Raw genomic sequence first — 22,360 nt, forward strand, 5'->3', positions numbered from 1 at the left:
CTCGCGAGTGCCCTCTTGTGCCGGTTCTACTCGGCACCGTCGATTGCGATCGCTATTGAACCAGTCGAGCCGTCTGGAGCGCTGTGGAGAAGAGTTGCAGCAGGGCCGTGGCAATACTGTCATCGGCTGTCACGGTCTGCACCAACGGAGAACCGTTGATGCCGGATGATGCGCAACTTTGCAGCGCGGTCAGAACCTGATCAGAAGTCCCGGCGTTCCCAGCCGGATAGGGCGAGGGGGGACGTGGCAGAAACGGCGCGATATTCGTCTGCGACCAGCTGTCGCCAGACAGCGATTCTGGCAGATATTGCGTATAGAGGATCGCGATCTTGATACCCTTGGCCTTGATGGCCGTGCATTGGGTCAGGTCGCTGCTCCGCATTGGGCCAAAATAACGGCCGCCGCCATTTGGCTGATCCAGCATGCCGTCAGTGATGATGAACAATATCTTTTGCGGCGTTGCTCCCGGGGCACCCGTTCCCGCATTGGGAATGAGATTTTTCATGGTAGTGAGCATGTTCGTCACTTCGGTGGCTTTATCGTCTATATTGGTGCCGCTCGTCGGCATCGAGTTCTTCCACCAATAATCATCCGCCGGGAACAGGGATGTTGCCGAAAATCCACTGCCGTAGGACGCGACATTGTTCAGACTATTGAGCGTCCTGACGGGTGAAGTATTGCCGGATCGCGTCCAGTCGAATGAAAACATCTGTGCCCGATAGGTGACCTGATATTGCGATGCCTGGTTGGCCGCGAAAGGAATTAACTGCGATGCGGCCGACACCATGTCATCCTTGCGCAGCGTAATGCTAGAAGGGCTACCATAGATTCTGCCGTAATTGTGGGTAAGCCAATAGCCGTCAGCCCAGTATCCGGTGTCATAGTCGGAATACGCTGGCGTGCCCGTAGTCGTGCTCGTGGTGGTGGTCGAGGCACCCCCGCTGGTCGGCGTGGAAACCACAGTCGTGGTCGTGGTCGGCGTCACTTTCTTTTTGACGGTAGACGCGCCGCTGGAACTGGAAGTGACAGTATAAGTAGTGACGTTATAAGTGCTGACAGTGGTGTCGATGTTCTTCTTGTTGGCTCCATTCCCGGATGTTGTTCGCGTGGGGCCTGTGACCGTCGGTGTTGAAGTTGAGGTCATGAGATTACCGGCGCTGTCATAGACCAGGTCGGCAGACGAATCCCATCTGTAGAAAACATTCTGGGTTGTGGAGCCGGACGTATAATATCCTGCCGAAAGCAATATGTGGCGGGCTTGCTGATCCTTGACGTAAATATTGTCGGTTTTCGGAAGCATCGCATGGCATGCAAAGGCGCAGCCGTTTGCGTTTTCACTCGTCTTGGTGGCCGCGATTATCTTGCTGATCCCGTCCGACGTTGCGGGCAGGAGCATGGATGGCGAATTGTCCATCGCAAGGTAAAAATCGACATTGGGCGGTTGCGCGGCGCTTGCCGAGGACGTTCCGCTGACCGTCAGGGTGCCAGCTCCCAGAATGCCACCGAATACATTGACCGACTTGGCCGTGTAACTGACGGTAGCCTTGCGAAGATAGCCCAGTGCGCCGCTGCCGCCGGAGGTCCCGTCCGTAATCGTGGGGGTCACCTGAAGGTTCTGGTAACCGCTCAGAAGACTGGCCTGAGCACTGAACATCGTACGCGCGGCAGCAGTCGCGTCGCTGTTCGACTGAAGGATCATCGATGGTCCGACAGCCGCAAGCGCCGCTGCGTCGGCGGCGGCGTTCAGGTGCGTCTGGAGGCTCATGGCGCGAGAATAATCGATGCCAAACCCGGTGACGAAGGTCAACGGAATGAGCGAAAATGCCATGATCATCATGGCTCCGCCTCGCTGATCAGCCTTTAGACGAGCAGCGAGGCGGGCCATCGCAGCCGAAGAACGGAGACAAGAGGATTTTGTCATCGGTCAAGCACCTAGTAAAGACGAGGAGTCATGTAGATGGTGTGGGTGAGCGCCTTGGTCTGGATAGGTATATAACTGACCGATGGCGTGAAATTGTAAGTAATCTTGCCCATGTACAGCCAGCCTCCGGCAGTGCCGACCTGGGTCTTGTTGGCGACGCCGGGAACAAGATTTTGACAGACATTCGATCCGTCCGGTGAGGTCGGCACCATAGTTGAATTGATCATATCGGCCGGGATCGAGATGACGGCGTTAGCCGACTGCGTCTCGACAGTTGGAAGCGTACCCGCAGTGTGTTCCGAAGTTTTGGTCGTGACGACGCTGCCATCGACATTCTGCGTCTGCGCCTGGGTCCATACAACATAGGCATGCGTGGCGTCGCAGATCCGAAGCAGCGAAATCTGCTCGGTCGCGTTGTTGAGCTTGTAAGGCGACAGAACAACCGCACTGGCACTGAGATAGGTTTTCGCACTGGCGCTCTGCGGGGCGTTGTAGATGACCGTGGGGGACATGGTTCGGCTGGTGAGATCGACCAGCGAACGGGTCGCTATGGTAACCTTGCGGTTGCAGGCGATCATATCCGACAGGCAAACGCCGCCCGTGTACATAAGCACAAGCACCGGCACACAGATCGCGAATTCCACGATGACTGCGCCACGAGCATCCTGCGTGAAGCGCCTCAGCATGAGGTTTGCGATGCGTTGCATGAATAATCTTCCGTCGTGAACACCGACGTTGCCACCAGCTTGCGATTGCCATTGGGCTGATTGATCAGGTTCAGGCCTAGCGGCCCTTTTCCTGTCGGCCACAGATACACCAACTGGAGAACGACGATCCGGTTTTTGCCACTACCGCCCGACTGGTAGATAAAACCTGTCCCTGTCGAGGTGAGCACGCCATTGCTGTCATAGGTGAATGTGGGCGCAGAAGTGCTGCCCACATTATAGCCACTTGCGGTGGTGACGTTGACCGTCAGCCGGGAGCAGGTGAGCAGCGCGGGCAGGAGCGATGGAGCGCTTACGGCCTCCCCGCTCGAATTGGTTCCGGAGTATCCGTTGCAAATGGCGTCCTTGAAGTCATCGGACGTCATGCCCATGTGGCCATTGGCCATCTGGGTCGTTTGGGCTGAGCCAGTCAACAGCAGGCGTCCTGCGCTTTGAGCCGCCGTCTCCAACATCTGTTGCGCCAAATATATCATCATCGTGTACAGGATCGCGAATAGCAGCGCGAGCAAAGCCGGTGCGACGATGGCGAATTCCAGGGCAGCCGTACCCTTCCTGTCTTTCGACAGGTTCGTACCGAAGCGGCGAACCGCTTTCAGTGGGTAAAAGATACTGCGTAAAATCGCCACGCGGCGGCATCCTTAAAGCTATAGCAAAGGCTATATCCCCGATCAGCGTTCAGATTTGGTAAACGGCCTAGACGGATGGGCGTGATCGAGATCGGCACCCTGGGCGGTCATCGACGCCAGTTCCGGATATTGCTTTTGTAACGCTTCGCCTCACGAGCCCGGCATGCCTGCGGAACTGTTCATCGAAACCGTAAATCGGACGATGATTTCCTACCTGACAAAGCCTTTAGACACCAGTTCGCGCGGGCATTCCGGGCCGAGTGAAGGGTGCGCCAGATGGGCAGGTCAGGCTCAGTCGCCGGGGAAGCGCGGAACGATGCCATTATCTTCGAAGAAGGTGGACGCCTGGTACAGCGTGGGTCCGGCATAGGCTGGCGCGTCCGGAGAAGCCATCATCCAGGCGACCGTGCGTCCGGTATCGGCGGGCATATAGGACGGCAGTCCGCCGCCAAACCCCTTGGCGGCTTCGCCATATTGCGCCGTCATGGCTTCAGTGATGGTCAGGCCGGGCTGTATGTGGAAGCTCGCAATCCCCTGATCCCGATATTCCAGATCGACAAATTCCGCGAGTTTGCTGAAAGCGGCTTTTCCCGCCGCATATAGCAGGCCCCAGCCACCCTCGGTCAGCTTTCGTTCGCAAAGCATGCTGCCCGCGCCACTGGTGATGAAGACGATACGTCAGCCGCCCTGTTTCAACATGGGTTCAAGCACGCGCTGCGTGATGTGCAGTTGATTGACCATCATCCCACGCATGGCAGTCTCCGCAGCATCCACATCGATTGCGGAGATGGGCGCCATGATGGCGGGTGACTAATAGATGGCGTTGTTGAACAGGCCGTCGATCCTGCCCCATTGGGCAAGCACAGCATCCACTGCGGCGTCAATGGACGCTCGGTCCAATATGTCCAGCGGGACGCCTAGAGCCTCGCCCCCGGCGGCTTCGATCTCACGCACTGTAGCATCGATGCTGCCGGGTACGATGATTGCTTCCGGGGCGCCCCAACTCGTCAGCCGCCCCTCTCCTTCATGCCGGGTACGACCGGTAACCGCGACGGCGAATCCGCACTTTGCGAGTTCCAGTGCCGCTGCCTTGCCGATCCCGCGCGTTGCGCCCGTTACTATTGCTACCTTGCGCATACCCAAAGCTCCTGATGATCGTAGGACGTCAGGCTTTTGCTGATCGCCAGCCGCCGTTGTTCCGGGAAATCCGTTCCGTCGCAAGCCAGATCATGACGTCTTTCAGCATCGAGCGATGCTCGAAACGCGGCTTTTTTGAAACGCCTCGAACCGGAATTGCTTCTACCACTTGACAAAGGTTGATATTCGTCAACTATTAGGAGCAGATGGCCGGGTAGTTGTGCCTCAACAGATGATCTGGCGTAGGGGCGCCTGGCCACCGTTTGAAAATGCTAATGAGATAAACCTTAGAGAGAGTATCAGGCTATGGCCCACACGAAGTTCCACCTTGGCTATTTCACGAAGTTCGGCGCGACTTCCTGGCCGGGCGATGGCAAGGAGTTTGGCTCGCAGTGGGCGGATGGTTCCTATCATAAGGAACTGGCCAAGATGCTGGAGGCAGCGAAGTTCGACTTCGTCTTCTTCGAAGACAGCCTGATCGTTGGCGATCGCTATGGTGGCTCGATGGAGCTGGACCTCAAGAATGCGACACTGTCGCCCAAGCTCGACCCCATGCCGCTGCTGCCGGTGATGGCGCAGGAAACATCGCACATCGGCCTGATCGCGACGGCTTCGACGACCTTCTACCCGCCCTATATCCTCGCGCGCTTGCTTTCGACGATCGACTCCCTGACCAAGGGGCGTGCGGGGTGGAACATGGTGACGTCGAGCGAGAAGAATGCGGCGTTGAATTTCGGCATGGAAAAGCTGCTGCCGCCGAACGAGCGGTACGACATTGCCGATGAATTCGTTGAGCTGGTCAAGAAGCTGTGGGATAGCTGGGAAGAGGGCGCGCTGGTCGCGAACACCGAAACGGGTGTCTATGTCGATCATACCAAGGTCCACACGGTCAATTTCGAGGGCAAGCATTTCCGTTCGCGCGGGCCGCTGAACACGCTGCGATCGCCGCAGGGCTATCCGGTTCTGGCGCAGGCGGGCGCGTCCGAGCGTGGACGGCAGTTTTCGTCCAAGAATGCCGAAGTCGTGCTGGGCATGATGACCGGCGGCGTTGCGGGGATGAAAGCCTATCGCCAGGATATTCGGGACCGCGCCGAAGCGCAGGGTCGCAATCCCGACGATATCAAGGTATTCTTCCTGACGCCTGTGGAAATCTTCCCCGAAGGCGGCGAGCGGCCCGAAATGAGCGAGGCCGAAAAGCAGGCTTCGTTCGAGCATAATATCGTGATGGCTTCGTCGTCGCTGGACGTGGACTTCTCGCTCTACGACGTGGATGCACCCGTGCCGCAGGATATTGTGGCAGGCGGTCACACCAGCGCCCTTGAGTTCATGAAGAAGGCGGGCCGGGAAGAGGGTAAATCCCTTCGCGACCTGTTCTCCGTCGGGAAGGGTGCGAGCGGCATGGACTTCAGCGGCACCGTGGAACAGGTAGCCGAAAAGATGATGGCGGTGATGGACGAAGTGGGCGGCGACGGGTTCCTGATCGAAGGATCGGGTTATAACCATCAGCTTGCCGATCTGGTCAACGGCGTCATCCCTACCCTTCAGAAGGCGGGCGCGGTGCGCACCGAATATGAAGGCACGACGCTGCGCGAAATCCTGCGCGAATTCTGACGCGATTGGCGTGGAGCGGTTGCGCTGCTCCGCGCCCCCTCAATCTTGAACCTGGAGCGCGCCCGCACATCGCGGCGCGCTCCAGTTGTTTCGGCAATATGTGGCGGCTCTGGCTCATGCGAGCCATCGCTTGGAACGTGGCATCCGCTGCGTTAGGGTCCTCCCCAAACGGCCACAAAGTCGTGCACACATGTGGGAGGAACGTTTGACCGAAACCGACAAGATCGCTGCGACTTTGGCGATATATGCGCTGAAGGCGCGCTACTTCCGGTCCATGGACAATAAGGATTGGCCTGCGTTGGAAGCTGTCTTTGCGCCCGACCTCATCGCCGATTTCCGCGATGCCGCTGGGGAACGGGACGAGAGCATGCTGATCCACGGCGCTGCGCCTTATATGGCACGCTTGGCGCCGATGCTGGAGCAGGTCACAACCGTTCACCACGGCCATATGCCCGAAATCCACATCGAGACCGACAGCCAAGCCAGCGGCATCTGGGCGATGGAGGACAAGCTGTGGGTGCAGGAAGGCTCACCCCTGCCCTTCCGCTGGATGCATGGCTATGGCCATTATCACGAACGCTATGTGCGGCTGGCCGACGGCTGGCGCATCAGCGAGATCCGCCTGACGCGCCTCCGCATCGACGCTGGCTGACGGCCGTTAGAGTTCCTCCAACGCGGCGCTCGCTTCGATCCAGCTTTCCTCGATCGTTTCCAGCTTCTTTTCGACCGAGGCGCGGCGGACCATGAGATCGGTCGTGGTCATTTTCGCCTCAGCACCCGTCGCTGCCTTGGGATCGAACAACGCCTGATCGATCCGGCTGCGTTCGGCGGATAGCGTGGCCATTTCCTTTTCGGCCTTGCTGACCGCTGCCTTGAGGCTCTTCTGCTTTTCGCGCCATTCGGCTGCGTTGCGCTTTTCCGCCTTTCGATCCGCCTTGGGCGCGTCCCCGCCGCTGCTGCCGCCATCCGCCTTGCGCAAGATGATGTCGGTATAGTCTTCCAGGCTGCCGTCGAACGGCTGGGCAGTGCCCCCGTCCACCAGGACGAGGCGATCGGCCACCAGTTCGATCATATGGCGATCATGGCTGACGATCACGACCGCGCCCGAATATTCATTGAGCGCCTGAACCAGCGCTTCACGGCTATCGACGTCCAAGTGGTTGGTCGGTTCGTCGAGGATCAGGAGGTGCGGCGCATCGCGCGTGATCAGCGCCAGCGCCAGCCGCGCGCGCTCGCCACCCGACATGGAGCCGACCTGCTGCGTGGCGCGCTCGCCGGAAAAGCCGAAGCGGCCGAGCTGGGCGCGAACGGCGCCGGGCGTTGCACCCTTCATGACGCGGGTCATATGCTGGAGCGGCGTGTCGGCGATGTCGAGCTCCTCCACCTGATATTGGGTGAAATAGCCGACATTCATCTTGGCCGAGCTGTTCATCGACCCTTCCATCGGGGCCAACTGCGCCGCGATCAGACGCGCGAGCGTGGTCTTGCCGTTGCCGTTGCGGCCAAGCAAGGCCAGCCGGTCGTCGGGATCGATGCGCAGGTTCACGCGGCGCAGGACCGGCGTGTCACCATAGCCGACCGCCGCCATGTCCATGGTGATGAGCGGCGGGCGCAGTTCGGGTGGGCTGGGAAAGGCGAACGACAGCGACGGATCCTCGATCGCGGCGGCGATGGGCTGCATCTTCGCCAGCGCCTTGGCGCGCGACTGGGCCTGCTTGGCGGTCGAGGCGCGGGCGGAGTTGCGGGCGACATAATCCTGCAACTTCTCGCGTTCGGCTTGCTGCTTTACGCGCGCGGCCTCCTGCTGCGCCAGCCGCTCGGCGCGCTGCCGTTCGAACGCGTCATAACCGCCGGGATAAAGGGTGATCTTCCCGCCTTCGAGATGGAGGATATAATCGACCACATTGTTGAGCAGGTCGCGCTCATGGCTGATGACCACCACGGTGCCGCGATAATTTTTGAGGAAGCTTTCCAGCCACATCGTCGCTTCGAGATCGAGGTGGTTGCTGGGTTCGTCGAGCAGCAGCAGGTCAGGCTCGGAAAAGAGCAGCGCGGCGAGCGCGACGCGCATCTTCCAGCCCCCCGAATAGCTGTCGAGCGGGCGCCCCTGCATTTCATCGTCAAAGCCAAGGCCCACGAGAATGCGGGCTGCCCGAGCAGGCGCGGTATAGGCGTCGATCGCCATCAGCCGCTCGTAAATATGGCCGAGGCGATCGGGGTCATGGGTCGCTTCGCTCTCCGCCATCAGCGCGGCGCGTTCCTTGTCAGCCGCCAGCACGGTTTCGAAGGGCGTCGCCGTGCCGGTTGGCGCTTCCTGCGCAATATAGCCGAGGCGCGTGTCGCGCGGCATGTCGCAACCGCCATCGTCGGGGTCGAGTTGCCCGATCATGACCTTCATCAGCGTGGACTTGCCCGCGCCGTTGCGGCCGATCAGACCGACGCGGCTGCGCGGCGGCAGTGCGGCACTGGCGCGGTCGATGATGGTACGGCCACCCAGCCGCACGGTGATGTCCCTGATATTCAGCATGGGACGCCCTCTAGCAGAGCCGCGCAGGGTGGTGAAGGTGCGGACACGGAGTTTTGCAGCCGGGTAAGCCGTTGCGAAGTTCACACCGTTGTGGCCGACGCATTTGCGTGAGTACGGACGGGTGGCGTCGATTTCGCAATAGGAGAATTTTTGCGAAATAAGGCCCCGCACCCATAAGGCGGGGAAGGTTCACGTTGGGAAAGAGCCGATAACGCCATGCCATGGACCGGCCCCTGTAGGAAAGCGCGTTGGAGCGGCGCGGTGCCTGCCCTGCTTTTGCGGAGATGGCGGGCTTATCGGGCGGGCGCGGGCGTGGCTTCCGCCGCATAGAGGGTAAACTGGCTGTGCAGGCCACCCTCGGAAGATTGCCCGAGCCACAGGTCGAACAGACCGGGTTCCGCAATGATGCGGTTGCCCGATCCGACGAATTGCAGGTCGCTGCGAGACAGGGAGAAGCGCACCGTTTTGCTCTCTCCCGGCCCGAGCGTGACACGCTCGATTCGCTTCAACTCGCGCACGGGACGGGTGCGGCTCGCCACGCGATCGCGGATGTAGAGTTGCACGACTTCGCTGCCGCGCCGATCCCCCTTGTTAGTGAGCCGGGCGGTCACCTCGATCGCCCGGTCCCAGCGCAAGGCGGTGTCGGACAGCTCCAGATTGTCGAGCGCGAATCTGGTGTAGCTGAGCCCGTGACCGAAGGGATAGCGGGCGCTGTTGTCCGTCGTCATGTAGCGCGCGCGATATTCGGTGCGGTTGTCGATCACCGGGCGGCCCGTGGACTTGCGGTCGTAGAAGAAGGGCTCCTGACCGGATTCCCAAGGGAAACTGACCGGCAGCTTGGCGGAAGGATCGACCCGACCGAACAGGATGTCGGCGATGGCATGGCCCGCTTCCGATCCCAGGAACCAGGTGGCGAGGACAGCCTGCGCGCTCGCGACGGAACCGTGCAGCGCAAGGGCGCGGCCGTGACGCAACAGCACGATGACAGGCTTGCCGGTGGCCGCGACGGCATCGGCCAGCATCTGCTGGGGCGGCGGCAATTCGATCACGGTGCGCGACTGCGCCTCTCCCGACATGTCCTGCGATTCGCCGAGGGCGAGCAGGATGATGTCTGCTGATTTGGCCACCTCGACCGCCTGCGCGGTGCCGCCGTCGATCGACGTCATGATGTCGCAGCCTTTGGCTATGCTCAGCAAGGTGGGGTCGGGCATGGCGGCGCGCAGCCCGGCGGCAATGTCCACGCCCTTCCCCTTGTCGCCGTAAAACGCCCAGGGGCCGTAGATATTGGCGCGATCCTCACCGAACGGGCCGATCAGCGCGATCTTCTGGCGCTTGGCGGGGTCGAGGGGCAGGATGCCGCTGTTCTGGAGCAGCACGATCGAGCGGCCCGCCGCTTCCCGCGCCAGGGCGCGATGCGCGGGCGTGGCGATGCGGGTGCGCTCGGCCTCTTCGCTGATGGAGCGGTAGGGATTGTCGAACAATCCTATCGCCGTTTTGACATAGAGGATGCGACGCACGGCGACATCGATCGTCCCCATCGGCACCGCGCCGCTCTTCACCAGATCGGGCAAGTGGCGGATATAAAGGCCGCTTTGCATCGACATGTCGACGCCAGCCAGAACCGCCAGCCGCGCAGCGTCGCGCTCATCCTCCGCGAAGCCATGGGCGATCAGTTCCTCGTCGGCCGTATAGTCGGAAAAGACGAAGCCCCGGAACTTCATCTCGCCGCGCAACAAGTCGGTCAACAATTCCCGGTCGGCGGTCGCGGGCACGCCGTTGATCTCGCTGAATGCCGCCATGGTGGTGAGCGCGCCTGCCGCAAAGGCAGAGCCGAAGGGCGGGAGATGTGTTTCGCGCAGCGTTTCATCGGAAATATCGACGCTGCCATATTCAAGGCCCGCCGCGACCGCGCCATAGGCGGCGAAATGCTTGGGGCAGGCAAGGAGCGAATCGTCCCGCCGCAAGTCACGCCCCTGAAATCCCCTGACGCGGGCGGCGGCGAACAGGCGACCGAGATAGACATCCTCCCCTGCCCCTTCGACGACCCGGCCCCAGCGCTGATCGCGCGCGACATCGACCATCGGCGCGAAGGTCAGGTGCAGGCCCGCCGCGCTTGCCTCCTGCGCCATGGCGCGGGCGGTGCGTTCGGCGAGCGCGGGATCGAAGCTCGCCGCCTCTGCCAGCGGCACGGGAAAGATGGTCTTCAGCCCATGGATGACGTCGCCCGCCAGTAGCAAGGGTATGCCGAGGCGGCTTTCCTTGACGGCGATGTCCTGCGCGCGGCGGGCGCCTGCCACGCCGATGCCGTTGAACAGGCAGCCTACCCGGCCCTTGCGCACCTCTTCCGCCAGTCGTTTTTCATCCTGGATGCCGACTTGCGGATTGGGCGGATTATAGGGACGGAAGCTGTCGGTGAGGCAGGTCATCTGCCCCGCCTTTTCTTCCACCGTCATGCGAGCGATCAGGGCATCTACGCGTTCCACTTCGGTCGCGGCAAACGCCCGGCGCGCAAAGGGGAAAGCGAAGGAGCCGGACATGGCGGCAGCCAGGAAGGCGCGACGGTCGATGGTCATTGGACGACAGCGTAACGGATGATCGTTGCCGGGCCAACGCCCTGCTCCGCCATATGTTGCGGCGGCGCGGTCAGGCGGGCGCGAACAGCTTCGTGCCGATGACGCCGATGACGATCAGCGCCATGAACCCGACCTGTACCGGCGCAATGCGGTCACCGAACAGGATCATGCCGCCGATGATGACGCCCACAGCGCCAAGGCCGGTCCAGATCGCATAGGCGGTCCCGGCAGGAATGCCCTTCATCGCGAGCGCCAGCAGACCCATGTTGAGGAAGCTCAAGGCGATAGGCACGGACGAAGCCTGCCAACTGCCGATGGTCGCCGCCCATTTAAGGCTGAGCGCCCAGCAGATTTCGGTAAAAACAGCAATGCCAAGCACGAGCCACGCCATGACCAGCGTTCCTTATTTCAGGCGGGCTCGGATGAAAGGCGCGCGAGCCGGAAACCCGAAAGAGGCGGCGCGCCCTGGAGGCCTTAAAGCCAAAGGGTGGTGGACAGGGCTGGATTCGAACCAGCGTACGGGAAACCCGGGCAGATTTACAGTCTGCTGCCTTTAACCACTCGGCCACCTGTCCAGTGCCCTGACGCGGCAAGCAAAAACTGCCTTTTACCGCGCTGGAGGCGCGCTCAATGGCGAATGGAGGCTTGCCTGTCAATGGCCGGATGTGAAAAGAGCGCTTCCATGAAAAAAGGACATCGCAGCGCAAAGCCCAAGGGCAACTTCCCCCGCTTCTACGGGCGGCATGCCGTCATCGCGGCTCTCGCCAATCCGAACCGGGTGGTCCGGAAAATCTGGGGCACACGCGACGCGCTGAATGCGCTGGACCTGCCGCCAGTGCTGCCCATCGTTTATGCCGATGTGGCGGACCTTGGCCGCATGGTGCCGTCCGATGCTCCCCATCAGGGGATCGTCGCGGAGGTCGAACCGCTGGATGACGTGTGGCTTGGCGACGCACTGGAAGCGGGTCAGGACGACAAGCGGCCCGTACTGGTGCTCGACCAGGTGACCGATCCGCATAATGTGGGCGCGATCCTTCGGTCGGCGGCGGCATTCGACGCGCTGTGCATCGTGACGCAGGACAGACATGCGCCGCCTGAATCGGGTGTGCTCGCCCGCTCCGCCTCCGGCGCGCTGGAAATCGTGCCTTGGGTGCGCGTGGTGAACCTCGCCCGCGCGCTCGATGAGATTGCCGAGGCGGGATATTGGCGCATTGGCCTGGATGGTGAGGCGGACACGATATTGGGCGACGCTATCGGCGAATCGCGTGTCGCGCTGGTGCTGGGCGCGGAGGGCGAAGGCCTTCGCCACAACAGCATGGCCCATTGCGATATTTTGGCTAAACTGCCGATCAGCCCGCGCATGGAGAGCCTGAACGTCTCCAACGCGGCTGCGATCGCCCTGTACGCCGCCGCGAGCCGGTAACGGGGCACAAGGCGCGCCGCCTTTACGTCGGCGCATGGGAACGGGGGACGATATGGCCGCATTTCTTCGCACTGCTGGCGCGTTAGCCTGCTGCCTGATGCTGGGCGCCTGTCTGGTGACGCCGGGCAAGTTCGAATCAACCCTCGACATCCGGGCGGATCGGCAGTTCAGCTTCACCTATAAGGGCGAGATATTGTCGTCCGAGATGAAGGGGCTTGGCTCCTCCTCCGGCACGCCCGGCGATGATCCCATCGGCGACGGTTCCCCGGAAAAGAAGGACAGCGCTCTTCACAAAACTGCGATGCAGAAGGGGCATGAAGAAGGATTTGGCGGTGGCAGCGGTTCCGGGGACGAGGCGCAGATGCAGGCGATCGCCACTGCCCTTTCGAAGGAGAAGGGCTTTCGCTCCGCCCGCTATATGGGCAACCACCGGTTCGAGATCGACTATGCGATCAGCGGGCGGCTGACCCACAGCTTCCTCTTCCCCTTCAACAGCGACGCGGAAATCGTCCTGCCGTTCGTCGCGATCGAACTGCGCGGGGACGACAGGGTGCGGGTGAAGGCTCCGGGCTATTCCAACGGGTTCGACAAGAGCCGTGAACCCATGGGGCAAAGCGGGCCAGGAGAGGACGCGTCAAAGGCGCTCGACGGCCACTTCACGCTGACCACCAACGCGGAAATCGTCAGCCAGAATCAGGAAGATGGCGCGCAAAGCACCACCGCGGGCAAGCGGATCGTCTGGCGGATCACCCCGCTGACGAGCGAGGCGCCCATGGCGACGCTGCGCGTCAGCCGGTAACGGGCGCCCCGATCGGAAGGCTCAGTCTTCCGGCGCGATGGTGACGCGCAGGCCGTCCAGATCGTCGTTCATCACCAGCTGGCAGGAAAGACGGCTGCTCTCATTGCGATGATCCGAACTGTCGAGCAGGTCGTTTTCATCTTCGCTGAGCGCAGGCAGCTTTTCGGCGAAAGCGGGATCGACATAAACATGGCAGGTGGCGCAGGAGCAGCAACCGCCGCACAGCGCCAGAAGCTCGTCAAAGCCGTTGTCACGGATGACTTCCATCACGGACAGGCCGCTGTCGCCCTCGACAGCCTGTTCTTCACCCGCACGGTTGACCACTATCAGTTTAGGCATGTACCTCGATCCCAAAATTTTCCACCGCCGCTCATAGGCGGGGGCGCCGATAAATCAAGAGCCGGAAACAAGCAGAGCATGGTCACGACCCCGGAACAGCTGCGCGAAAGCCTGGACGCGATCGCCGTCCTCGAACCCGGTTTTGCCGCTGCGTTGGCGCGGGTCGGCTATCCCGTGCCGCGCGTGCGGGAGCCGGGCTACGAGACGCTGCTCCGCACCATCGTCGGTCAGCAGGTGAGCGTCGCGGCGGCGGCCGCCGTCTGGCGCAAGCTGGAGGCGGAACTGGGCGAGGGATGCGCGCCGGACCAGTTGCTCTCCCGCGATCTTGACGCGCTGCGCGCCTGCGGTCTGTCGCGTCAGAAGCAAGGCTATGCCCGGAGCCTTGCTGAACTGGTCACAAGCGGGCAGGTCGACCTTCACGCCCTGCCCCAGGATGATGAGGAGGCGATTGCCCTCCTCACCCAGATCAAGGGCATCGGCCGCTGGTCAGCCGAAATCTACCTGCTGTTCGCTGAAGGGCGGCCCGACGTCTGGCCTGCGGGCGACCTCGCCGTGCAGATCGAGGTGGGCCGCATCCTGGGCCTTCCCGAACGGCCGAGCGAGCGCGAGACACGGGCGCTTGCCGAACGATGGCGGCCGCATAGGGGTGCTGCCGCGATCATGGCCTGGCACCATTATAATACGGAGGTACTCTAAACCCATGACCCTGCCCCATGCCCGCTACATCGTCCTTGAACATGAGGGCGTCTGGAAGATCAATCTCGACAACCGCTATTATGGCCCCTTCCCCACCCGCGAAGCCGCTGTCGAAAACGCGACCGAGACGGCGCGCAAGGCCGGGGACGGTGGCTACCCCGCGAGCGTTCTGCTGATGCAGGGAACCAGGTTCGACACGCTCTGGACGAACCAGGAAGACGCTGCGTCATCCTGACTTTTTTCGATTGTTGCGGAACCAGATGGCGAACTGGACATTATCGGCTCCAGTTTCGCGGGCTGAGGCATGAATAAGAAGGTTCTAATCGTCGAAGACGAAATTTTCGTCGCACTGGAGATCGAGCAGATCGTGGAGGACGCGGGTTTCGCGGTCAGCGCCATTGCCGCCGACCGTGAAAGCGCCCTTATGGCCGCTAATGACTGCGATATTGCTTTGGTGGATTTGAACCTGCGCGACGGGCCTACCGGGCCGGGCATCGGCATGGAGCTTGCCGCCCGATATGGCGTTCGGGTGATCTATGTGACCGCCAATCCCGCGCAGATCGGTGCCGCAGCTGAAGTGGCGCTGGGAGTCATAACCAAGCCCTTCCGCCCGCACAGCATTGCCGAAACCCTTCGCCTCGCCGCGTCTGAACAACGGGACTTGGGAACGGCCGATATATACGGTTTTACGCCATTTCAGCCACGGCCCGGATCATGGAACGGGATGGAATCCACAGGCTGATCACCAGCCCTTCGGGCCGCCAGTCACGTTGCATCCGTCCGCCCAGTTGCCGCTCGGCGCTGAGGGCCATGAGGCGGCTGCCGAAGCCTTCACGGCTCGACGGCTTTACCGGCGGCCCGCCTTCTTCCCGCCATTCGATGCAGATCTCCGCGTCCTCGCGCCGGACGTCGATATGAACCCGGCCCGACGGCACTGACAGCGCCCCATATTTGGCGGCATTGGTCGCCAGCTCATGAAAGAGCAGCGCGAGCGGCGTGGCCGATCGGTCATCGATCGCGGGATCTTCGCCGGAGAATACGATGCGGCTTTCCCCCGCATCGGTATAGGGCGCGAAGATTTGCTCCAATATGCCGCGCAGGCGACTATGCCGCAGATATTCGTCGCCCTCCGCGTTATGCGGGCGGATGAAGTCATGCGCGCGACCCAGCGCCATGATCCGGTCGCGCAAATCATCAGCCACCGGGCGGATCGCCGGGTCCTGACGCGCCGATAGCCCGATCAGCCCTGAAATCACTGAGAAGATATTCTTGATCCGGTGTGACAGTTCGTGCGCGATGATTTCACGCTCTTCCATCATCAGTTTCTGCTCGTGAATTTCCGTGCAGGTGCCGATCCACCGCGTGATGCGGCCTTCATCATCGCGGATGGGCAGCGCCCGGCCAAGGGTCCATCGATATTCGCCGCTGTGATGGAGGAGCCGATATTCAATCTCATAAGGATCGCCGGTCGTCAGCGAATGGCGCCAGCACTGCCATGCGCGTTCGCGGTCGTCCGGGTGAAAGTTGCCGTTCCAGCCGTCGCCGTCCGTCGAATGTTCGGCCACGCCGGTATATTCATACCAACGCGCGTTATAATAATCATGATAGCCGTCGGGCAGTGTGGACCAGACCATCTGCGGCATAGTGTCGGCCAACGTGCGGAATAGCCGGTCGCTTTCCGCCACCGCCTCGGCATCCTTGACCTGCTGGGCGATGATATCCTGATCGCGGCGCCGCCCCTCCAGTTCCATCATCACCTGGCGCGCGAGCAGGGAAAGGCCCTGACGTTGAAGCGATGTAAGGTCGTCGCGCGGCTTGTCATCGATGATGCAAAGGGCGCCCAGCGGCACGCCTTCGCCATTGAGCAAGGGCGCCCCGGCATAGAAACGGATATGCGGCGGGCCGGTCACCAGAGCATTTGTAGCAAAGCGTGGATCTGCACTGGCGTCCCGCACGACGAAGATCGCGCCATCCTGCATGGCATGCGCGCAGAAGGAGAGGTCGCGCGGCGTTTCTTCCGCATCCAGCCCGGTGCGCGCCAAAAAGCGCTGGCGTTCGTCCTCGACGATGCTGACCAGAGCGATCGGCGCTTCGCAAAGCGCGGCGGCGAAGTCGGTTATCTGGTCCAGCGTGCGAAAGCCGCCGGCATCCAGATCATAGCGCGCCAGGACGGCCGCGCGATCCGTCTCCAGCCCCCTGCCGTCAGCCATCGCTGACCCGTTCGATATCCGCGCCCACGGCCGACAGCTTTTCCTCCAGCCGCTCATAGCCCCGATCAAGATGGTAGACGCGATTGACCTGCGTCTCCCCTTCGGCGGCAAGCCCGGCGAGGATGAGGCTCATCGACGCGCGCAGATCGGTCGCCATCACCGGCGCGCCCACCAAACGATCGACGCCCCGCACAACGGCGGTGCGGCCATTGACCCCGATGTCCGCCCCCATGCGCGCCAGTTCGGGCACGTGCATGTAACGGTTTTCGAAGATGGTTTCGGTCAGCACGGATGCGCCGTCGGCCTTGGTCAACATGGCCATGAACTGTGCCTGCATATCCGTCGGGAATGCCGGGAAGGGCGCGGTGGACAATGTCAGCGGCTTCAGCTTGCCGTCCGCCGACACCCTGATGCCGTCCTTCAGCTCATCGACCTGCACACCCGCATCGCGAAGGGCCGCCAATATTGCGTGCATGTCATCGGCGCAGGCACCCGCCAGTTCGAGCGAACCGCCGGTGATCGCCGCCGCGCATGCGTAGCTGCCTGCCTCGATCCGGTCGGGCATGACGCTGTAGGTTGCGCCATGCAGACGGTCCCGACCGTGGATGATCAGCTTGTCGGTCCCGACGCCTTCGATATCCGCGCCCATCGCGATGAGCAATTTGCAGAGGTCGACGATTTCCGGTTCACGTGCGGCATTTTCCAGAACGCAGGTGCCCTTGGCGAGAACGGCGGCCATCAGGGCATTTTCCGTCGCGCCCACGGAGACCACCGGGAATGTGTATATCCCGCCCGGCAATCCACCATCGGGCAAGGAGGCGCGCACATAGCCTGCATTAATCTCTATCACCGCGCCGAACGCCTCCAGCGCCTTCAGGTGCAGGTCGATCGGCCGGTTGCCAATGGCGCAGCCGCCGGGCAGCGAAACCCGCGCCTCACCCGCGCGCGCGAGCAAGGGGCCAAGCACCAGGATGGAGGCGCGCATCTTGCGAACGATATCATAGGGCGCTTCGGTCGATGTGACCCGGCCAGCGCGCATGGTCATGACACGCCCGAAATCCTCCGGCCGCGCGCCTTCGATCATGGTCGATACGCCCAGCTGGTTCAGCAGATGACCAAAGCTGTCGACGTCCGCCAGGCGAGGCAGGTTGCGCAGCGTGACCGGCTCATCCGTGAGCAGCGCGCAAGGCAGCAGGGTCAGCGCGGCGTTCTTGGCGCCGGAGATGGGAAGGCGGCCGCTGAGCTTATTGCCGCCGCGTATTTGAATGCGGTCCATCGGCTGGGTCTTAACGCTAATTGCGTCTGGCGCAAGGCGCGAGCGATCATTGCGGTTAACGCGACAGTGCTTCCCGGCATACGCTCGCGAAACATTTACACTTTCGGGTCGCTGAAATTGATCGAGTTTAGTGCGCGGCCCGCAAATGCAGCCAAAAGGCGCAAGGGGCGTTTTGCCACCGTAACGACAAATTTGATTAAAGGTGCTGTGGGTGGCGACAAGTTGTTTCGCGGACAGGCTCGCAAAGCACGTGCCCTTGTCCGAGGAGGAGAGGAACGCGCTGACCAGACTGGAGGAAAATCCGCGCAAGATAAAGCGCGGGGCCATGATCCAGCGCGTCAATGATACCGTGACCGAATTGTTCGTGCTGCGCGAAGGACGGGTGATGAGCTTCGTCATCCTGCCCGATGGCAGCCGCCAGATTTTGCGCGTCTATTTCCCTGGCGATTTCATCGGGTCCGCCAGCACGATCTACAGCAAGGCGCCCGAATCGCTCGTCGCGCTGTCCGACGCCATTGTGTGTCCGTTCGACAAGCACGCCTTGCGCCGTTTGCTGGAGGAATATCCCAGGGTCGCGGCGCTATTGTTCCTGCTGTCCAGTTCAGAGAAGGTCGCCCTGACGGATCGGCTCGCATCGCTGGGCCGTACGTCGGCCAAGGCGCGCGTCGCGTCCTTCCTGCTCGACATTTTCGACCGGCTGCGCGTCACGGATGACGGCGTCACCGACAGCTTCGACCTGAAGCTGACGCAGGAGGAAATCGGCGACGCCATCGGGCTGACGTCCGTCCATGTGAACCGCATGGTGCGGCAGATGGAACAGGAAGGGCTGATCAGCCGGGCGAACGGCCGCATCACCCTGCTGAACATGGCAAGGCTGGAAGAGATTGGCCATTACACCAATCGCCACAAGGACGTGGATCTGGACTGGATACCCGGCGTAAGCTGACGGGCTGGCGGGCGTCAGGCCAGCAGTTCGACATCCCAGTACAGCCAGTCGCGCCAGCTTTCGTGCAGATAGTTGGGCGGAAAGGCGCGGCCATGTTCCTGCAACTGCCAGCTTGTCGGCCGGATCGGCGTGACATGCAGCCGCATGCCCGCTTCCTTCGGCGTGCGCCCGCCCTTTCGCAGATTGCAGGGGGAGCAGGCCGTGGCCACATTTTCCCATGTCGTTCGCCCGCCCGCCCGGCGGGGGACGACATGGTCGAAGGTCAGGTCACTGGGCGACCCGCAATATTGGCAGGTGAAACGGTCGCGCAGGAACAGGTTGAACCGGGTGAAGGCGGGATGTTCCGACGGCCTTACATATTGTTTGAGCGCGATGACCGACGGGATCTTCATCTGCAAGCTGGGGCTGTGCACCTCCCGCTCATAGCTGGCGACGATGTCTACCCGTTCCAAAAAAACCGCCTTGATAGCGGTTTGCCAGGGCCAAAGGCTGAGCGGATAATAGCTTAACGGCGTATAGTCCGCGTTCAGGACCAGCGCCGGACAGTTTTCCGGATGTCGTATCAGGTCGGGATGGTACATAAGAACCCTCGAACCCCCATTTGCCAAGTTTCTGATTGATCAGGAACGTGACGGCAACATGACAGCATTAACCACCCCGACCCGTCAAGGGCCTGTATGATCCAATCCTCATCGCCACAGCATGTGGTAACCCGCTTCGCCCCGAGCCCTACCGGCAGGCTGCATATCGGCCACGGTTGGTCGGCCTTGCTGGCCATGGATTTTGCCCGCGCGAATGGCGGCTCGTTTCACCTCCGCATCGAGGATATCGACGGCACCCGCAGCCGTCCCGAACATGTCGCGGGCATAGTGGAGGACCTCAACTGGTTGGGGGTGGCGTGGGATGGCGAGATCGTCTTTCAGTCCGACCGGCTCGATCATTATGAAGCCGCGCTGGAAAGGTTGCGGCAGATGGGCCTTCTCTACCCCTGCTTTTGCACCCGAGCCGACATCGCGGCCAGCACCAGCGCGCCGCACGGTCCAGAGGGACCAGTTTATCCGGGGACCTGTCGCGCATTGCCTTCGTCCGAGAGGGAACGGCGGATCGCGGCGGGCGAGCCCCATGCCTGGCGATTGGATATGGCGAAGGCGGTTGCGCCCGCGGGGGAACTGCACTGGACGTCTGTTCCCCTCCCCACCTCCGCGCTGCCCCTCTGCGAACAGGTGATAGAAGCGAAGCCCCAGGCCGCAGGCGACGTCGTCCTCGCCCGCAAGGATGCGCCCGCGAGCTACCATCTGTCCTGTACCCTCGATGATGCCGCGATGGGCGTGACCCATGTGCTGCGCGGGGAAGACCTGTTTGCCGCGACGCATGTGCATCGGCTGCTTCAGGCGCTGCTCGACCTGCCGACACCCGTTTATTGTCACCATCCGCTGCTCGTCGACGCGGATGGCAAGCGTCTTGCCAAGCGCGATGGTTCGATCGCCCTTGCGGACCTGCGCGCGCAAGGCGTCGATCCCGCTGCCCTCGCCGCCGATCTGCGCGACGGGCGCTTTCCGGTTGGCATTTCGTTAGCCAAGGCCTAGATTCAGGCCATGAACACCGTTCTCATCATCGCCCTCATCCTTGCCATGGCCGCGACGCTCTTTGCGTTGATCCGGGGCATCATCGCCTTTCTTCAGACAACGAAGGAGCAGCTGAACGCGCCGGAGGGCACGCCCAGCCCTTCCAGCCTCAAGCAGAACAAGATGATGATGAACCGCATCCTGTTTCAGGCAGCGGCCGTCATCATCGTGGCGATCCTGCTGCTGATGAAGGGCAACGGCTGATCCGCCGATGGTGAAGCTGAACAAGATCTACACCCGCACTGGCGATGCGGGCACGACCGGCCTTGTGGATGGATCACGCCTGCCCAAACATGCGCCGCGCATGCAGGCGGTCGGCGATGTCGATGAAGCGAACAGCGCGATCGGCCTTGCCATCCTTGCCATCGGCGAACAGCCCGAAGCGGGATGGCTGACGACGATCCAGAATGATCTGTTCGATCTGGGCGCTGACCTGGCGACGCCCGTGCCGGATGGGCAGGACGTGCCCTGGGCGCTGCGTATCATCGCCACCCAGGTCAAACGGCTGGAAGACCAGATCGACGCCATGAACGCCGATCTGCAACCGCTGGACAGCTTCATCCTGCCCGGCGGGTCGCCCGCCGCCGCCGCCGTCCATCTCGCCCGCGCCATAACGCGCCGGGCCGAACGCAGCGCTACGGCGGCTGCGGCGGAAGTTGCGCTCAACCCTCAGGCGCTCGCCTATCTCAATCGGCTGTCCGACCTGCTCTTCGTCCTTGCCCGACGCCTGAACGGCAATGGGACGGACGACATCAAATGGGTTCCCGGCGCCTCGCGTTAAGGAGCGTGCGTCAAAGGCGCCGCAGCCCTATTGCATGACCTTCGCCGACCAAGTGGTGATCCAGTGCCACGCGCCACGGCATTCGCCCATCGCGCTCGCGGAGGCCAGGCGGAACCTGACGCCGTCCCAGACATAGCTTTCGCTGCTGCCGCAATCGCCCAGGCCCCGGCCCTTGGCATAGCTTTCCAGCGACGCGTTTTCGGGCGTCCACGACGCGTTGACCAGCATGGGCTTGGCCGCATTCTCGCTCCACCCCGGTTGATAGTCGAAGGACGCGTAGCGGAAGCTGCGCCGCCCCGGAATGCCGGTCGCAATCACGGGAACCGCGGAAAAATTATAGGCACCCGCGCCGCAGGGAACCAGCACCAGCGTTTCGGTTCGGGAGAGGCGATAAAGCTCCGGCGGGGATGCGTCGCGCATCTCGTCGGCGCAGGCGGTGAACTTGCCGAGCGCCGCCAATTCTTCGCGCCACAGCGTCACCGGCGTAGTGCCAGCCGGGATGGGCGCCCGTCTTATCGTAACCATCGGCGGCGCTGCCCGCACGGCGCTGGCGGCCAGCGGACCTGTGGCGACCAGCGCCGCCATCGTGCCCGCGCGCCCCTGCCTTGCGTCCATATAGCGCATGGCAGCGGCAGCACCGGCAAGTGAGGGACGCGCGATCAGCGTGCCAGCCGACCGTAGCTCCAGCTTCGACCCCCGCGCCATCGCAATGGCGAGCGCCGACGCCTGCGGTCCTTGCAGCCGGGCTTCCCCATCCCTGCTCGCCGCCGTCGCGATCTTGCGGCCATCGACCAGGAAACTGATGTCTTCCTGCCCCCGCGCATCGCGGCTTATCCAGATTTCCGGCTGGGATGCGCCACCGGCATCCCGCTGAATGCCCAGCATGACCGGCTTGTCCGGCCAGTCGGCTCCCTCTGGCAACAGGGACACGGCTTCGCACCGGCTGCGATTGTCGCAACCGATGATCCAGTCCTTATAGGTTTCCAAAGTGCCGGGCCGAGGCGTCTGGGCCGAAAGCGGCGCCGATGCGATGAACGCGCACAGCATCGCTGCCAGCGCGGTTAAGCGTGTGTCCCCCATGGGTTAAGTATAACTTAATTCATAGGCGGACGGTAGTAGCTTCCTTCGCCCCGGCAGGGCGGCAT

The 22,360-nt window shown here is 62.3% G+C and carries 24 protein-coding genes and 1 tRNA gene; 11 read left to right on the plus strand and 14 right to left on the minus strand.

Going from position 1 to position 22,360, the window contains the following annotated elements; translation table 11 throughout:
* Positions 1–52: 52 nt before the first annotated feature.
* The 5 genes from ACZ5U1_RS09185 to ACZ5U1_RS09205 form a co-directional block, all read right to left on the minus strand.
* The gene (locus ACZ5U1_RS09185) at positions 53–1,837 is read right to left on the minus strand and encodes a pilus assembly protein TadG-related protein (protein ID WP_464778146.1); all 1,785 of its coding nucleotides are present in this window, start codon (positions 1,835–1,837) and stop codon (positions 53–55) included.
* Positions 1,838–1,932: 95 nt separating this feature from the next.
* A complete protein-coding gene (locus ACZ5U1_RS09190) occupies positions 1,933–2,628 on the minus strand; it encodes a TadE/TadG family type IV pilus assembly protein (protein WP_464778147.1) in 696 nt (231 codons plus the stop codon).
* Positions 2,601–3,272: a TadE/TadG family type IV pilus assembly protein gene (locus tag ACZ5U1_RS09195; protein WP_464778148.1), complete on the minus strand. Its 672-nt coding sequence runs from the start codon at positions 3,270–3,272 to the stop codon at positions 2,601–2,603. Before ACZ5U1_RS09195 ends, ACZ5U1_RS09190 begins: the two co-directional genes overlap by 28 nt.
* Before the next feature lie 291 nt (positions 3,273–3,563).
* The gene (locus ACZ5U1_RS09200; protein WP_464778149.1) at positions 3,564–3,917 is read right to left on the minus strand and encodes a hypothetical protein; all 354 of its coding nucleotides are present in this window, start codon (positions 3,915–3,917) and stop codon (positions 3,564–3,566) included.
* Positions 3,918–4,082: 165 nt separating this feature from the next.
* Complete coding sequence (locus ACZ5U1_RS09205; protein WP_464778150.1) at positions 4,083–4,409, minus strand: SDR family NAD(P)-dependent oxidoreductase; 327 nt, start codon at positions 4,407–4,409, stop codon at positions 4,083–4,085.
* Positions 4,410–4,715: 306 nt separating this feature from the next.
* Here ACZ5U1_RS09205 and ACZ5U1_RS09210 point away from each other — a divergent pair, with 306 nt between their 5' ends.
* Positions 4,716–6,020, plus strand: a complete 1,305-nt coding sequence (locus ACZ5U1_RS09210; RefSeq protein WP_464778151.1) for an NtaA/DmoA family FMN-dependent monooxygenase — start codon at positions 4,716–4,718, stop codon at positions 6,018–6,020.
* A 205-nt stretch (positions 6,021–6,225) separates the two neighbouring features.
* Entirely contained in the window at positions 6,226–6,672 is a 447-nt protein-coding gene (locus ACZ5U1_RS09215; protein ID WP_464778152.1) for a nuclear transport factor 2 family protein, read from the plus strand.
* 6 nt (positions 6,673–6,678) lie between these two features.
* Here the strand turns inward: ACZ5U1_RS09215 and ACZ5U1_RS09220 are convergent, their stop codons facing one another.
* The 4 genes from ACZ5U1_RS09220 to ACZ5U1_RS09235 all read right to left on the minus strand — a co-directional run bounded on the left by ACZ5U1_RS09220 (position 6,679) and on the right by ACZ5U1_RS09235 (position 11,695).
* Positions 6,679–8,547, minus strand: coding sequence for an ABC-F family ATP-binding cassette domain-containing protein (locus tag ACZ5U1_RS09220; RefSeq protein WP_464778153.1), 1,869 nt, complete (start codon positions 8,545–8,547; stop codon positions 6,679–6,681).
* A gap of 293 nt (positions 8,548–8,840) precedes the next feature.
* Positions 8,841–11,120 (minus strand): beta-glucosidase BglX, encoded by a 2,280-nt coding sequence (gene bglX / locus ACZ5U1_RS09225; protein WP_464778154.1) that lies wholly within the window; start codon positions 11,118–11,120, stop codon positions 8,841–8,843.
* Positions 11,121–11,190: 70 nt separating this feature from the next.
* On the minus strand, positions 11,191–11,511 hold the full coding sequence (locus ACZ5U1_RS09230) for a DMT family transporter (protein ID WP_464778155.1): 321 nt from the start codon (positions 11,509–11,511) through the stop codon (positions 11,191–11,193).
* Positions 11,512–11,608: 97 nt separating this feature from the next.
* Positions 11,609–11,695: transfer RNA gene (locus tag ACZ5U1_RS09235), tRNA-Tyr, on the minus strand.
* Positions 11,696–11,802: 107 nt separating this feature from the next.
* Here ACZ5U1_RS09235 and ACZ5U1_RS09240 point away from each other — a divergent pair.
* Entirely contained in the window at positions 11,803–12,543 is a 741-nt protein-coding gene (locus ACZ5U1_RS09240; protein WP_464778156.1) for a TrmH family RNA methyltransferase, read from the plus strand.
* A gap of 52 nt (positions 12,544–12,595) precedes the next feature.
* Positions 12,596–13,342: a hypothetical protein gene (locus ACZ5U1_RS09245; protein WP_464778157.1), complete on the plus strand. Its 747-nt coding sequence runs from the start codon at positions 12,596–12,598 to the stop codon at positions 13,340–13,342.
* A 21-nt stretch (positions 13,343–13,363) separates the two neighbouring features.
* Here ACZ5U1_RS09245 and ACZ5U1_RS09250 read toward each other — a convergent pair whose 3' ends face one another.
* Positions 13,364–13,681, minus strand: coding sequence for a 2Fe-2S iron-sulfur cluster-binding protein (locus tag ACZ5U1_RS09250; protein WP_449474120.1), 318 nt, complete (start codon positions 13,679–13,681; stop codon positions 13,364–13,366).
* Positions 13,682–13,759: 78 nt separating this feature from the next.
* Here ACZ5U1_RS09250 and ACZ5U1_RS09255 point away from each other — a divergent pair, with 78 nt between their 5' ends.
* From ACZ5U1_RS09255 to ACZ5U1_RS09265, 3 genes are all read left to right on the plus strand, one after another.
* Positions 13,760–14,377, plus strand: coding sequence for a DNA-3-methyladenine glycosylase family protein (locus ACZ5U1_RS09255; RefSeq protein ID WP_464778158.1), 618 nt, complete (start codon positions 13,760–13,762; stop codon positions 14,375–14,377).
* 4 nt (positions 14,378–14,381) lie between these two features.
* Entirely contained in the window at positions 14,382–14,612 is a 231-nt protein-coding gene (locus ACZ5U1_RS09260; RefSeq protein ID WP_464778159.1) for a DUF2188 domain-containing protein, read from the plus strand.
* A gap of 69 nt (positions 14,613–14,681) precedes the next feature.
* Positions 14,682–15,119: a response regulator gene (locus ACZ5U1_RS09265; RefSeq protein WP_464778160.1), complete on the plus strand. Its 438-nt coding sequence runs from the start codon at positions 14,682–14,684 to the stop codon at positions 15,117–15,119.
* On the opposite strand, the gene ACZ5U1_RS09270 is transcribed toward ACZ5U1_RS09265, so the two are convergent.
* Both ACZ5U1_RS09270 and murA read right to left on the minus strand, forming a co-directional pair.
* Complete coding sequence (locus ACZ5U1_RS09270) at positions 15,064–16,587, minus strand: sensor histidine kinase (protein WP_464778161.1); 1,524 nt, start codon at positions 16,585–16,587, stop codon at positions 15,064–15,066. The genes ACZ5U1_RS09265 and ACZ5U1_RS09270 overlap by 56 nt on opposite strands.
* Entirely contained in the window at positions 16,580–17,863 is a 1,284-nt protein-coding gene (murA, locus tag ACZ5U1_RS09275) for a UDP-N-acetylglucosamine 1-carboxyvinyltransferase (protein WP_464778162.1), read from the minus strand. The genes ACZ5U1_RS09270 and murA overlap by 8 nt, the downstream gene beginning before the upstream one ends.
* A gap of 211 nt (positions 17,864–18,074) precedes the next feature.
* Between murA and ACZ5U1_RS09280 the strand changes: the two genes are divergently transcribed.
* On the plus strand, positions 18,075–18,809 hold the full coding sequence (locus ACZ5U1_RS09280) for a Crp/Fnr family transcriptional regulator (RefSeq protein WP_464778163.1): 735 nt from the start codon (positions 18,075–18,077) through the stop codon (positions 18,807–18,809).
* A 14-nt stretch (positions 18,810–18,823) separates the two neighbouring features.
* Here the strand turns inward: ACZ5U1_RS09280 and ACZ5U1_RS09285 are convergent, their stop codons facing one another.
* Positions 18,824–19,390 carry an HNH endonuclease gene (locus ACZ5U1_RS09285; RefSeq protein ID WP_196224561.1) on the minus strand — a complete coding sequence of 189 codons (567 nt, stop codon included), beginning with the start codon at positions 19,388–19,390 and terminating at the stop codon, positions 18,824–18,826.
* 96 nt (positions 19,391–19,486) lie between these two features.
* Between ACZ5U1_RS09285 and gluQRS the strand changes: the two genes are divergently transcribed.
* Genes gluQRS through ACZ5U1_RS09300 form a run of 3 tightly spaced genes read left to right on the plus strand, consistent with a single transcriptional unit; the run spans position 19,487 to position 21,215 of the window.
* Entirely contained in the window at positions 19,487–20,395 is a 909-nt protein-coding gene (gluQRS, locus tag ACZ5U1_RS09290; RefSeq protein ID WP_464778164.1) for a tRNA glutamyl-Q(34) synthetase GluQRS, read from the plus strand.
* A gap of 9 nt (positions 20,396–20,404) precedes the next feature.
* The gene (locus tag ACZ5U1_RS09295; protein ID WP_464778165.1) at positions 20,405–20,638 is read left to right on the plus strand and encodes a twin transmembrane helix small protein; all 234 of its coding nucleotides are present in this window, start codon (positions 20,405–20,407) and stop codon (positions 20,636–20,638) included.
* A gap of 7 nt (positions 20,639–20,645) precedes the next feature.
* Positions 20,646–21,215, plus strand: a complete 570-nt coding sequence (locus ACZ5U1_RS09300; protein WP_464778166.1) for a cob(I)yrinic acid a,c-diamide adenosyltransferase — start codon at positions 20,646–20,648, stop codon at positions 21,213–21,215.
* 27 nt (positions 21,216–21,242) lie between these two features.
* Here ACZ5U1_RS09300 and ACZ5U1_RS09305 read toward each other — a convergent pair whose 3' ends face one another.
* On the minus strand, positions 21,243–22,295 hold the full coding sequence (locus ACZ5U1_RS09305; protein WP_464778167.1) for a DUF1176 domain-containing protein: 1,053 nt from the start codon (positions 22,293–22,295) through the stop codon (positions 21,243–21,245).
* Between the last annotated feature and the right edge of the window lie 65 nt (positions 22,296–22,360).

This window comes from Sphingobium sp. TomTYG72, assembly GCF_055394715.1.

What these genes read in the sequence shown, in the direction of transcription:
- ACZ5U1_RS09185 (WP_464778146.1), bottom strand. Translation starts at nt 1,837, where the DNA reads ATGATGATCATGGCATTTTCGCTCATTCCGTTGACCTTCGTCACCGGG.
- ACZ5U1_RS09190 (WP_464778147.1), bottom strand. Translation starts at nt 2,628, where the DNA reads ATGCAACGCATCGCAAACCTCATGCTGAGGCGCTTCACGCAGGATGCT.
- ACZ5U1_RS09200 (WP_464778149.1), bottom strand. Translation starts at nt 3,917, where the DNA reads ATGCTTTGCGAACGAAAGCTGACCGAGGGTGGCTGGGGCCTGCTATAT.
- ACZ5U1_RS09205 (WP_464778150.1), bottom strand. Translation starts at nt 4,409, where the DNA reads ATGCGCAAGGTAGCAATAGTAACGGGCGCAACGCGCGGGATCGGCAAG.
- ACZ5U1_RS09210 (WP_464778151.1), top strand. Translation starts at nt 4,716, where the DNA reads ATGGCCCACACGAAGTTCCACCTTGGCTATTTCACGAAGTTCGGCGCG.
- ACZ5U1_RS09220 (WP_464778153.1), bottom strand. Translation starts at nt 8,547, where the DNA reads ATGCTGAATATCAGGGACATCACCGTGCGGCTGGGTGGCCGTACCATC.
- bglX (WP_464778154.1), bottom strand. Translation starts at nt 11,120, where the DNA reads ATGACCATCGACCGTCGCGCCTTCCTGGCTGCCGCCATGTCCGGCTCC.
- ACZ5U1_RS09230 (WP_464778155.1), bottom strand. Translation starts at nt 11,511, where the DNA reads ATGGCGTGGCTCGTGCTTGGCATTGCTGTTTTTACCGAAATCTGCTGG.
- ACZ5U1_RS09240 (WP_464778156.1), top strand. Translation starts at nt 11,803, where the DNA reads ATGAAAAAAGGACATCGCAGCGCAAAGCCCAAGGGCAACTTCCCCCGC.
- ACZ5U1_RS09245 (WP_464778157.1), top strand. Translation starts at nt 12,596, where the DNA reads ATGGCCGCATTTCTTCGCACTGCTGGCGCGTTAGCCTGCTGCCTGATG.
- ACZ5U1_RS09250 (WP_449474120.1), bottom strand. Translation starts at nt 13,681, where the DNA reads ATGCCTAAACTGATAGTGGTCAACCGTGCGGGTGAAGAACAGGCTGTC.
- ACZ5U1_RS09255 (WP_464778158.1), top strand. Translation starts at nt 13,760, where the DNA reads ATGGTCACGACCCCGGAACAGCTGCGCGAAAGCCTGGACGCGATCGCC.
- ACZ5U1_RS09260 (WP_464778159.1), top strand. Translation starts at nt 14,382, where the DNA reads ATGACCCTGCCCCATGCCCGCTACATCGTCCTTGAACATGAGGGCGTC.
- ACZ5U1_RS09265 (WP_464778160.1), top strand. Translation starts at nt 14,682, where the DNA reads ATGAATAAGAAGGTTCTAATCGTCGAAGACGAAATTTTCGTCGCACTG.
- ACZ5U1_RS09270 (WP_464778161.1), bottom strand. Translation starts at nt 16,587, where the DNA reads ATGGCTGACGGCAGGGGGCTGGAGACGGATCGCGCGGCCGTCCTGGCG.
- murA (WP_464778162.1), bottom strand. Translation starts at nt 17,863, where the DNA reads ATGGACCGCATTCAAATACGCGGCGGCAATAAGCTCAGCGGCCGCCTT.
- ACZ5U1_RS09285 (WP_196224561.1), bottom strand. Translation starts at nt 19,390, where the DNA reads ATGTACCATCCCGACCTGATACGACATCCGGAAAACTGTCCGGCGCTG.
- gluQRS (WP_464778164.1), top strand. Translation starts at nt 19,487, where the DNA reads ATGATCCAATCCTCATCGCCACAGCATGTGGTAACCCGCTTCGCCCCG.
- ACZ5U1_RS09295 (WP_464778165.1), top strand. Translation starts at nt 20,405, where the DNA reads ATGAACACCGTTCTCATCATCGCCCTCATCCTTGCCATGGCCGCGACG.
- ACZ5U1_RS09300 (WP_464778166.1), top strand. Translation starts at nt 20,646, where the DNA reads ATGGTGAAGCTGAACAAGATCTACACCCGCACTGGCGATGCGGGCACG.
- ACZ5U1_RS09305 (WP_464778167.1), bottom strand. Translation starts at nt 22,295, where the DNA reads ATGGGGGACACACGCTTAACCGCGCTGGCAGCGATGCTGTGCGCGTTC.